The organism is Komagataeibacter melaceti, assembly GCF_003403295.1.
Taxonomy (GTDB): Bacteria; Pseudomonadota; Alphaproteobacteria; order Acetobacterales; family Acetobacteraceae; genus Komagataeibacter; species Komagataeibacter melaceti.
In genome coordinates this window covers 1-11,086 of record NZ_QUWV01000100.1, presented here as the reverse complement: position 1 = coordinate 11,086, position 11,086 = coordinate 1, and the positions used below count along the sequence as shown (strand labels likewise).

10 protein-coding genes are annotated in these 11,086 nt (G+C 64.8%); 6 read left to right on the top strand and 4 right to left on the bottom strand.

The annotated features are described in order from the left end of the window. From DY926_RS11690 to DY926_RS11680, 3 genes are all read left to right on the top strand, one after another. Nucleotides 1–635: carbohydrate porin (locus DY926_RS11690; RefSeq protein WP_148707771.1), on the top strand; the 635-nt coding region annotated here is incomplete at its 5' end. Between the two features lie 169 nt (nt 636–804). Beyond that, the gene (locus DY926_RS11685) at nt 805–1,437 is read left to right on the top strand and encodes a hypothetical protein (protein WP_241503185.1); all 633 of its coding nucleotides are present in this window, start codon (nt 805–807) and stop codon (nt 1,435–1,437) included. A 3-nt stretch (nt 1,438–1,440) separates the two neighbouring features. Next, nucleotides 1,441–1,986 (top strand): peptide deformylase, encoded by a 546-nt coding sequence (locus tag DY926_RS11680; protein WP_116703537.1) that lies wholly within the window; start codon nt 1,441–1,443, stop codon nt 1,984–1,986. On the opposite strand, the gene DY926_RS11675 is transcribed toward DY926_RS11680, so the two are convergent. Together DY926_RS11675 and phoU are read right to left on the bottom strand one after the other, a co-directional pair. After that, complete coding sequence (locus DY926_RS11675; RefSeq protein ID WP_116703536.1) at nt 1,956–2,684, bottom strand: response regulator; 729 nt, start codon at nt 2,682–2,684, stop codon at nt 1,956–1,958. The genes DY926_RS11680 and DY926_RS11675 overlap by 31 nt on opposite strands. 5 nt (nt 2,685–2,689) lie before the next feature. Then, entirely contained in the window at nt 2,690–3,394 is a 705-nt protein-coding gene (gene phoU, locus DY926_RS11670) for a phosphate signaling complex protein PhoU (protein WP_116703535.1), read from the bottom strand. Between the two features lie 172 nt (nt 3,395–3,566). Between phoU and DY926_RS11665 the strand changes: the two genes are divergently transcribed. Continuing rightward, nucleotides 3,567–5,912: a TonB-dependent receptor gene (locus tag DY926_RS11665; protein WP_116703534.1), complete on the top strand. Its 2,346-nt coding sequence runs from the start codon at nt 3,567–3,569 to the stop codon at nt 5,910–5,912. A 28-nt stretch (nt 5,913–5,940) separates the two neighbouring features. Here the strand turns inward: DY926_RS11665 and panB are convergent, their stop codons facing one another. Next, a complete protein-coding gene (panB, locus tag DY926_RS11660) occupies nt 5,941–6,771 on the bottom strand; it encodes a 3-methyl-2-oxobutanoate hydroxymethyltransferase (protein ID WP_116703533.1) in 831 nt (276 codons plus the stop codon). 424 nt (nt 6,772–7,195) lie between these two features. Here panB and DY926_RS11655 point away from each other — a divergent pair, with 424 nt between their 5' ends. After that, nucleotides 7,196–8,194 (top strand): hypothetical protein, encoded by a 999-nt coding sequence (locus tag DY926_RS11655; RefSeq protein WP_116703532.1) that lies wholly within the window; start codon nt 7,196–7,198, stop codon nt 8,192–8,194. A 159-nt stretch (nt 8,195–8,353) separates the two neighbouring features. Beyond that, nucleotides 8,354–10,378: an AAA family ATPase gene (locus tag DY926_RS11650; protein WP_116703531.1), complete on the top strand. Its 2,025-nt coding sequence runs from the start codon at nt 8,354–8,356 to the stop codon at nt 10,376–10,378. A 25-nt stretch (nt 10,379–10,403) separates the two neighbouring features. Here the strand turns inward: DY926_RS11650 and DY926_RS11645 are convergent. Then, the coding region (locus DY926_RS11645; RefSeq protein WP_148707770.1) for an acid phosphatase at nt 10,404–11,086 on the bottom strand (683 nt) is incomplete at its 5' end.

The following is an 11,086-nucleotide window of genomic DNA, read 5'->3' as shown; positions in this document are numbered from 1 at the left end:
AATACGCGCTCAACCCCCAGCCCGCCGACATGACCAACGTGACGAAAAACCCCGGCCTGCCGGGCGTGTACAAGCTGGGTGGGTACTATGATACGGCCAAATTCCCCGATTACCGCTACAACCGCAATGGCGGCTCGCTGGGCGCGGCATCGGTCAACCCCAACAGCACCCAGAGCGACCTGACGCCCCGGTGGGACCGGGGCAACTGGATGGTCTATGGCATCATTGACCAGATGATCTGGCGGCCCTCGCTCACGTCACCGCGCTCGGTGGGCGTATTTGCACGCGCGACCGGCAATGGCGGCGACCGCAACCTGATCAGCTTCGCCATTGATGCAGGCATCAACCTCAAGGCCCCGTTCAAAGGGCGTGACAACGATACGGTCGGCCTGGGCTGGGGGATCGGCCGCGCCAGTTCGGGCCAGCGCCAGTTCGACCGTGACAGCGGCACCATGGTGCAGGGCAATGAAAACCACCTTGAACTGACCTATCAGGCGCAGGTCACGCCATGGATGGTGATGCAGCCGGACTTCCAGTACATCTGGCATCCCTCCGGCGGGGTCTATGACTGGACGACCTCCCGCCGCGTGGGTAACGAGGCCGTCTTTGGCCTGCATAGCAGCCTGACATTCTGATACCGCAGGCCGCCCCGCCCGCACTGGCGCGCGGGCTGTGGCAGGAAAGAGACAAAAGCACAGGGCGGTGTTGAAAATTTATATTGTTGTGGGGTCAATCCCGCTTCTATAGGCCAGAGCGGAGAGGCGCATGATACTGTCATGCGCCACATAGCAGAGGAAGAAACCGTTGCGCCGTCTTGTTGCTATCTGTATCCCGCTCGGTCTGGCCGCCTGCGCGCAGCATATGCCCCGCCCCATGGCGAATTACTGCCGCCAGCCCACGGTAACCGCCGCCATCGTGACCGCCGCCAACCAGACACCCGGCGCAACGTCGCCCGCCATCCGGTTCGAGGACGGCACGGTCAAGAGTGCGATCTATAACGACCATGTGCAGGTCATGGCCTGCCACGGCAGCCTTGTGCGCCGCGATGGCACACGGCAGGACGGGGTCGCCATCGCCCGCCTGTCCCACATGCATACGGGCTGGAAGCAGATCTGGAACACCTCCGTCGCCACGCATCAGTGGATCACGGACGAGGACATCAGCAAGAACAGGCAGAACCAGTACGCAGCGTATTACGACCACACGCCCGAGGCCTGCAAACCCTTCGCGCATGACCTGTTCTATGGCACGCCCAAATCGGACAAGGACACAGCCCACCTGCGCGAGACGCTGTATGACTGCCTGGCTGAACACAACGTCAAGCCGCTGCGCCCCGTATCGGGCGTGGACCATACCTACAGCCCGTTCGGCATGAATTTCTACATTCCCTATTACACCAACCTGAACGCGGACGATAACGGTCCCTTCCTGTACTGATCCATGGCCATCCTGCCCATCATCCGCTTTCCCCATCCGTGCCTGGAACAGGTGGCGGAACCTGTTGACGCCACCGCGCCCGCCACGCGGCAACTGGCGGATGACCTGCTGGAAACCATGCACGCGGCCCCCGGCATCGGCATTACCGCATGCCATGTCGGGATCGCGCAGCGGCTTGTGGTGATTGACCTGCCCACGGACGGGCACGGCCCGCGCGTCTATGCCAACCCGGAAATTGTCTGGCACAGCCCTGAAACCGCAACGCAGGAAGAAGGCAGCGTGTCCATGCCCGGCATCCACGCGCCCCTCACCCGGCCCGCGCGCGTAAGAGTGCGCTACACCCGGCCTGATGGCACGCAGGCCGAGGATGAAGCGGATGGCCTGCTGGCCGTGTGCCTCCAGCACGAGATCGACCAGATCAACGGCATTTTCTGGATAAAGCGCCTGTCACGCCTGCGCCGTGACCGCGCGCTGAAACGCTACGCGAAGCTGGAACGTGACCACACGGTGGACGGCGTTCAGTCCACCTTCCCGTCATCAAGCATATAACCGCTGGAGCGCACCGTACGGATCAGGTCCGGCCCGCCCGTGGCATTGAGCGCGATGCGCAGCCTGCGGATATGCACATCCACCGTACGCTCCTCCACATGGATGCGGTCATCCCATGCGGCGGCCAGTATTTCCGCACGTGAGAACACCCGGCGCGGATTGCGCATGAGATGCAGCAGGATGCGGTATTCCGTAGGCCCCAGCGCCAGCGCACTCCCCGCCCGGGTCACGCGCCGCGCCCCGTGGTCAAGGGTTATGTCGGCAAAGCTCAGCTCATCATCGCTCTGGGCCGTAGCAGGAACTGCGGCAGCCCCCCGGCTGCGGCGCATGACGGCGCGCACGCGCGCGTGCAGCACATCCATCGCACATGGCTTGACCAGATAGTCATCAGCGCCAAGGTCCAGCGCGCGGATGGAATCCTGTTCCTCTCCGCGTGCGGTCAGCATGATGACCGGCAGGTGCCGCGTCGCGGTGGCCATGCGCAGCCTGCGGCACAAATCCACCCCGGACAGGCCGGGCATCATCCAGTCCAGCAGCACCAGGTCGGGCTTCCACTCCGCCACTTCGCGCAGGGCGTCCACGCCGTTATCCACCGGCATGACGGCATGGCCCGCCGCCTCAAGGTTATAGACCAGCATAACGGACAGGGCGGCGTCATCTTCCGCCACAAGGATACGCAGTGATTTTTCACCCTGCACGGATGTCAGTTCCCCTGCCCTGAAAACCCGCCACGCGGCCGGACAACGGGCAGGATCTCGCCCGTTGCGGTGTAATAGACACGCTCGGCAATGTTGGTGGCGTGGTCACCGATGCGCTCGAGGTTCTTGGCAATGAACAGCAGGTGCGTGCAGGCCCCGATATTGCGCGGGTCTTCCATCATGTACGTGACCAGTTCACGGAACATGGCGTTGTACAGTTCATCCACCGCCGTATCGGACTGCCAGACCTCACGCGCAAGGTCGGGATTGCGCTGGCTCATGGCATCAATGGCGCGGCGCAGGTTGTCCTGCACCAGCCGCCCCATGCCCCGCAGCCCGCTGAGCGAGATGCGCGATGTCAGCAGTTCCGCCCGCAGCGAACGCCGCGCGATGGAAGCTGCACAGTCACCAATACGCTCCATGTCCCCCGTGATCTTCAGCGCGGAGACGACTTCCCGCAGGTCCCCGGCCACGGGTGAACGCAGGGCGAGGATGCGGATGACCATGGCCTCCACATCGCGCTCCAGCGTATCGACCTGCGGGTCCAGGTCGGAGGCGACGCCGGCGGCGTTCTCGTCACGGTCGGCAATGGCGGCGATGGCCTGCGATGTCTGCCGCTCCACCAGCCCGCCCATGCGCGCCATCATGGAGCGCAGATGCTCCAGTTCCTGCTCGTAGCTGCGTACGATATGTGCCGATTCCTGTCCCACCCGCGAACCTTCCTGCCTGCCCGCACAATTATACGGGATATGCCCGATAACAGGGCTTACGATACGCCTTATGCGTATATTATAGCGGTCCCCGATTTGTTCAAGCGATGTCATGCCCGGCCCGGGATGGCACAAAACAATGAAATAAAAAGACTTTTTTCAGGAACACCCAATGCCGCGCACGCCCTGCCCCCCAGTCGCGCCCGATGGCCGCGCCTTTTCATGCCGGCACATGCTTACGGCAGCGCTGGGTGCGATGCTGGGGCTGGGCCCGGGCGTAGCCGTGGGCAATGACAACACGCCGCCCCCCGTCACCACGGCCCGGCCCGCCACCCGCCCCGCCGAGAAGGTGGAAACGCTAACGGTAACAAGCCAGCGCGTGGTTGGCACCCAGCCCGGCGGCGGGCTGATCCGGGCGGAGGACGCAGCCAAGTCCATCAGCACCATCAGCACGGATTTCATGCGCAAGCAGGCCCCCAGCGCCACGGCGTTCGACATGGTCAGCCTGCTGCCCGGCGCCAATGTCTCCTCCTCCGACCCGCTTGGCTTTTCACCCCAGACCAATATCAGCGTGCGCGGCCTGGGCGGGGATTCGATCGGCTACCTGCTGGAAGGCATGCCGCTGAACGACATCGCCTATTACAACGGCTACCCCGGCCAGTTTGCCGATACCGAGAATTACCAGAGTGTCTCGCTGGAGCAGGGATCGGCGGATCTGGACGCCCCGGTGCTCAACGCGGCGGGGGGGCTTATGGACATGTCCTTCCGTGACCCCTCCACCCGTGCGGGGGGGTATGCGGATGTCTCCTATGGTTCGTACAATACCAACCGGCAGTTCCTGCGGCTGGAAACCGGGCAGATCGGGCATACCGGCATACGCGGCTTTGTCTCTTATTCCCACGGCTATACCGATAACTGGCGTGGCCCCGGCCATGACGAACGCCAGCACATCGACTTCAAGTTCCTGCGCGAATGGGGGGCGGGGAACCGTGTTTCGGTCATCGGCACATGGAACACCATGGTCGCCAGCTATTATCCCCCCGTGGACAAGGCGGACTGGCAGGCCGAAGGCCCGCACGGCGCGGCGAACAACCTTGCCGCCACCTACAACCCCAACGACGCCGCCGGGGGCACGGATTACTGGGCGCTGTACCGCCAGCCCGAGCGGATATTCTACATGGCCGCCCCCGCGCGGCTGACGCTGGCGGACAACCTGCACCTCAAGCTCACGCCCTATGCCCAGTGGAGCTATGGCAATGACCCCGGCGGCACCACCATGGGGGAGACGGGCATGTTCAGCGGCCCCAGCCCCGCCGGTGTTCCGGACGCGGATGCCGTGGTGCGCGCCAACTGGACCCAGACCAGCTACCGTTCCGGCTTCAACGCGGCGCTGGACTGGCAGCTTGGCAACCATGACCTGGTGTTCGGTTACTGGTACGACTATTCCGATGACAGCGAACACCAGCCCTTCACCGCCGTAAGCGCTAGCGGCAACGCGGCCGACATATGGGTGGACCGCATAAGCCGCACGGTACTGCTGCCCGATGGCCAGCAGCTCGATGCAGGCAGCTACCACATGATTTCCCAGACCAATGCGCTGTACCTGGGGGACCGGATGCATTTCCTTGGCCACAGGCTCATGGTGGATGTGGGATTCAAGGAAGTGATGCTGGACCGCCATGGCACCACCACCTCCGCCGGGGTGCAGAGTGCGGCGGGCAGCAATACGGCGGTGCCCCTGCCCCGCATCGCGATCCGTTATCGCATCACGCCACGGCACATGGTGTTCTTCAACACCACGACCAATTTCCGCACCCCCGATGAAAGCGCCCTGTTTGGCGGCGTGACGGCCAGCGGCATCGCCACGCAGCTCAAGAATGAATATTCCGTCTCCGAGGAGCTGGGCTACCGCTATAACGGCAACCTGATCATCGGCAGCCTGACCCTGTTCAACTACGATTTCACCAACCGTGAAATCCAGACCCTGCTGAACGTGAACGGCGCGCAGGTGGATTCCACCATCAATGGCGGGGGGCAGACATCACGCGGGGTGGATGTAGAAATCGGGCTCAGGCCGTGGCACCATTTCGCGCCCTACCTGTCCGGGGAGTACCTGCGCGCAACCATTGATGACGATATTCCCTCCGCCACCGGGCTGCTCCACACACGCGGCAGGACGGCGGTGGAAAGCCCCACGCTACAGGCCTCCGCCGGGCTGAGTTATGATGACGGCCACATCTTCGGCATGGCTTCCGTCCATTACACGGGGCGGCAGTACTCGACCTTCATGAATGACGAGCGCATGCCCGACCACACCACGGGCAACCTGGCCATCGGCTACCGCATGGACGACCATGCCTTCCTCTCGCATCCCGAATTCCGGATGAATTTCATCAACATCACCAACCAGCATTACCTGTCCGGCGTGGCCACGCCCACGCTTACGGCTGCTGATGGCCCGCAATACTACGTGGGCGGCGGGCTGGCAGTGCTGTTCACGGCGGCTTCGGGGTTCTGAACGGCAAACCGGCGAACCCCGCGCGGCTTCAGCCCTGCTCGATCTGGCGGCGCACGCCAAAACATTCCGCCGGGCCGGGAAAGCTCCGGGCGCGCACGTCTGCCGCATAGCGTGCGGCGGCATCGTCAATCACGCCGCCCACATCGGCATAGCGCCGGACAAAGCGCGGGGTGAACCCGCCAAACGCCCCGATCATGTCATCAACCACCAGCACCTGCCCGTCACATGCGGGGGAAGCCCCGATGCCGATGACCGGCACATCGAGGCCGGTCGTGATCTCGCGCGCGACAGGTTCCACCGTGCCCTCCAGCACGATGGCGAAGGCCCCGGCCCCGGCAATGGCGTGGGCATCCGCCCGCACCTTGCTCGCCTGCTCCACATCACGCCCCTGCGTGCGGAAGCCGCCCGTGGCCTTGACTGCCTGCGGCATGAGCCCGACATGGCCACATACGGGTATGCCACGCGCGGCAAGGAAGCTGACCGTGGGCGCCATTTCCACGCCGCCTTCCAGCTTGACCGCGCCGCAGCCGGTTTCCGCCATGATGCGGGCGGCGTTGCGGAACGCCTGCGCGGGTGATTCCTGGTACGAGCCGAACGGCATGTCCACCACCACCAGCGCCTGGCGCGAGCCGCGCACCACCGCCGCGCCATGGGCGATCATCATGTCCATGCTGACGCCCAGCGTGTCAGGCAGGCCATAGACCACCATGCCCAGCGAATCCCCCACCAGCAGCACATCAACATGCGGGTCGAGCATGCTGGCCATGGGCGCGGTATAGGCTGTCAGCCACACGCCGGGCACTTCCCCCTTCGTGACATCACGTATGGTCCGCCGCCGGGGCTGTTCCACGTTGGCCATGCCTGCCTTTCTCCTGCCATTATACATCGGGTATGATGGCGTCTGGCATATTGCAGCACTTCAATGTTTGCAAATCCATGCCCGGCCGTTCACAGCCGCGTGCCATGCCCGAACCGGACCGCCCATGCCGTGTTACGGCCGCATCCGGACAGCGCGACGGCAAGGCACATCGCAACCTGTCATGGATTTAATATGATATTAATAACCATTATCACGTTTTTGCCCTTATAATGATTCTTAATGGCGTTGTGGAAGGTCTTCCCGCGCCAGCCCGACCCGATGCCCCGATACACAATCCAGACCCGGCATAACCCTTCACCCCCGCCCCCATGCGTGATGGCCCGGCAGGGAGCAGGCATCCCCGCGAAAACACACTGCCCGATCATGCAGTTCCTCTGGTTACACCTAGTTCAAGGACCGCCCGATGCGTGAAACACGCTCCGCCCCGGCTACCTGGCATCTGCAGCATTCCCGGCCCGAAAAGCTGGTGAACTATTTCGACCCCTGGCAGCCGCTGGCCCGCCAGCTTGATCTCCTGTCAAACCGCTTCAAGGCGGTCCGGGCCCTGTGCGATGTCCAGGCAGGCGATACGGAAGCGGAAAACACCAGCCTGCTGGAACTGTGCGACGCGCTGGCGTTCCACCTGATCCGGGCATGCCTGTGGTGGCAGGTCGATTTCGCGCCGCGCGCGGTGACGGGCCTGTCGGCCACCAGCTTCATGATCCACGCCCGCCGCCATACGGACCGGGTGGTGGAGGATGAAAGCCTGCTCGATGTGCTGACGTGGCAGCATTACATGCACCGCACCGATGCCGGGCACATCATGGTGACCGGGACCGACCCGCTCTGCCGGGGCGCGGCCACCATCCTGTACGGGATCGACGGGCGGCGGGGCTTCCGTTTCGCCATGCGGCGCGGCGGGGGATCTCCAAGCTGGAATGACATCACCTATCCCGATTTTGTTTCCGCCTGCCTGAATGCGCGTGCGCTGCACTGCCTGATCCAGACGGAATGCACCGCCATAGGTGAATGGGATCTGGCGCGCGAGGAACACAACCTGGCCATGGCGCATCACAACCAGCATTTCCGCGCAATCGGGCAGTCCAGCCCGGTGGAACGCTACGCCACGGCGCTGGAACAGCTCAGCCGCTGCCATTCGCGCTTCGGGCGGTTCGAGATGGAGAACGTGGTCAACCACCTCGCCTTCGCCGTGGCGCAGGCCGCCCACACGCAGGGCGCGACCATTGCCGACCTGCTGCGCAATGGCTCGGACCGGCCCGTAAACCCGAAAGTGGCGGGAAGCCTGAAAAAGCGCGCCCTGACCCACGTGGCCACCGGCACCGACCCGCTGCGGCGCACGGAGCTTGATACCCTGCTCAGCCAGGTGGAAACCGGCTTTGCCCTGTCGCATCGGAGCCAGTAGAAACCGGGGGGAGGAAAAAACATATCGCCCTCCCCCACGACATCCGGGCCTGCAAGACCTATATTCATACCGGAGTAGCAGGAGACCCGATTGATGGCATTAGCCAAAAGCAGAAGACCGGCACCCCGCCGCAGGACGGTACAGGCCCGCTCGCCGCGCGTGCGTGGCGAGACGCGCCGCCTGCTGGAAATGCTGTGTACGCTGCATGGTTCGATCCATCGTGGATCACGCGATGCCGGGGCGCTGGTGCGCTGCGTGGTGCAGGCCCAGCCCGACCTTGACCTGCCGGACAAGGTGCTGCCCGCCGCCCCCCGCCATGATGGTGAAAACCCGCCCACCGCACTGGAATGGAAGCGCCTTGGCCACGCGCTGGACGAGGCGCGCGTGCAGCACGGCGGCGAACATGGCTATGTGGATACATGGCTTGCGGAACTGACGCAGGCCACGGGGCTGGGCCGCGTTGCAAGCGAGGTTCTGGGCCTGGCCATGTGCTACCGCCTGAACGGCCATTTTGAACAGTTGTGGGATGACCTGTGCGAAAACCGTTCGCGCGGGCCGTTCCTGTGCGAGGACATCCCGCTGCTGCACCTGCTGCTGGGGCAGGAGGAAGACGACCTCGCCACCGCCCTCGCCCCGGACGGACAGTTGCGCATGAGCGGCCTCATGACCGTGGATGAGGACGGTGACATCACCCTTCTGCCCCGGCTCATGGCGCTTATGAACCGACGCGCGAACGTGGTGGGCGATATCCGCTCCCTGCTGCTGGGCCAGCCGCGCGCGGCCACCCTGCCGTGGGAGGCCTTCGCCCATCTGGGCCAGCAGGCCGAAATCGCGGCCAAATTGCTGACCGCCGCCATCCGCCAGCACAGCACGGGCATCAATATCCTGCTGTATGGGCCGCCCGGAACCGGCAAGACCGAATTCGCAGCAACACTGGCGCACCATATCGGCGCGATCCTGTATCCGGTGGGCGAGGCTGACAGCGCGGGGGATGAACCCTCCCGTCATGAACGGCTGGCGGACCTGCGGTGCAGCACGCGCCTGCTGCGCAATACGGAATCCATCCTCCTGTTTGACGAGGCGGAGGACCTGTTCACCTCCAGCCTGTTCGACCCGCCGCAGTCCTACAGCCGCGTCTTCTTCCACCGCATGCTGGAACAGGGCGGCACGCCCGTGATCTGGACCGCAAACGACCTGAACACGCTCGGCCCCGCCATCGCGCGGCGCATGGCGCTGTGCATCGAGGTGCGCCAGCCCGGCATCGGCGTACGCACCCGGCTGTGGCAGGACATGGCGCGGGAGGAAAAGGTCGCCCTTGCCCCGGCAGACGCGGCTGATCTGGCCCGTGCCATTCCGGCAGCCCCTGCCATCTTCCGCAACGCGCTGCGCTCGACCCATCTGGCAGGCGGTGATTCCGCCATGGCCAGCATGATCGCGACCGGGCTGGCCCGCGCGGCGGCGGGGGGGCAGATGCCCATGCCGTCACAGCCCGATGTGACCGATTACGACGCCACCCTGATCAATGCGGATTGTGACCTGCAGGCCCTGACCCGCCGCCTTGCCCGGCCGGGTGCGCCACGCGCGGTCTCGCTGCTGCTGTCCGGGCCGCCGGGGTCGGGCAAGAGCGCCTATGCCCGCCATCTGGCGGCGGAAATGGACATGCCGGTCCTGCAGAAGCGCGCCTCCGACCTGCTGGACAAATATGTGGGCCAGAGCGAGCAGCAGATCGCCGCCGCCTTTGCCGAAGCGTGTGACAGCGGTGCGTTCCTGATCATTGACGAGGCCGATGGCCTGCTGGGGGACCGCCGTGCCGCCGAGCGGTCATGGGAGGTCAGCCAGGTCAACGAGATGCTGACATGGATGGAACAGCATCCCCTGCCTTTTGCCTGCACCACCAACCTGGTGGAGAAGCTGGACCCCGCCAGCATGCGGCGCTTCCTGTTCCGGGCGCGCTTTGGCTACCTGACCCATGAACAGGCGGCGCATGCCTTCCGCCGGTTCTTCGGGCAGGAACCGCCCGCGGGCCTGCGCCATGCCCAGACGCTGGTGCCATCGGACTTCGCGCTCGTACTCCGCCGCGCGCGCCTGCTGGATGAAACCCTGACGCCTGACGAACTGCTTGAGCGCCTTCAGGCCGAAATCGCGGGACGTGAGGGCAACAAGCGGATCGGGTTCCTGTCCTGATCCGCGCATAACCTTACGCGCAACCTTACTGGGGCGGATGGGCGGCGGCATCCGTCTCCACCGCGCATGTGGCGGCGGGGGGTGCGGCCATGGTGGCGCGCAGGGCCATGACTTCGGCACGGGCGGCATCCATTTCCTGCCGGAAGCCCTCGTCCTGCTCCATGGCGGAATACAGCACGCCGCCATTGAGCCACCCGGCCACCACATCGCTATGCCACTGCACGCCGCACACCACGCGGCTTTCACCAAACACGCGCGCGCGCTGCATGATCCATGCCGTGCGTTCGGGCAGTATGTCGGACAGCACCAGCCCCGCCACCCAGCCCAGCGTTGCATGGAATGATGGGTAGGAAGGGTCCTGCTTCAGGTCGGGCCGCAGGGGGATGCAGAGCGGCAGTTCGGCCTCGGCAAACGGGCGGGGACGGTTCCAGAGCATTTTCTGTTCATGCACGGCAGGTGCCAGACGCCGTTCGATGCGTGTCATAAGCCCGACCAGTTCGGGCAGGCGTTCCGGCGGCAGGGTAAAGCCCACCGCGCATGAAAAGGCGGAGACCATATGGGCCGGTGTGTCACGGTTATCGGCCTGCGCAAGCTGCCACCGGGGCGTGCCCTCCAGCGCGCGGGTCATGGCGTAGATGCTGGCATCCGTCGCGCGCTGCGCGGTATCCGGGCCGGGGGGCGGGGGCAGGAAGACCTGCCCGTCCGGCA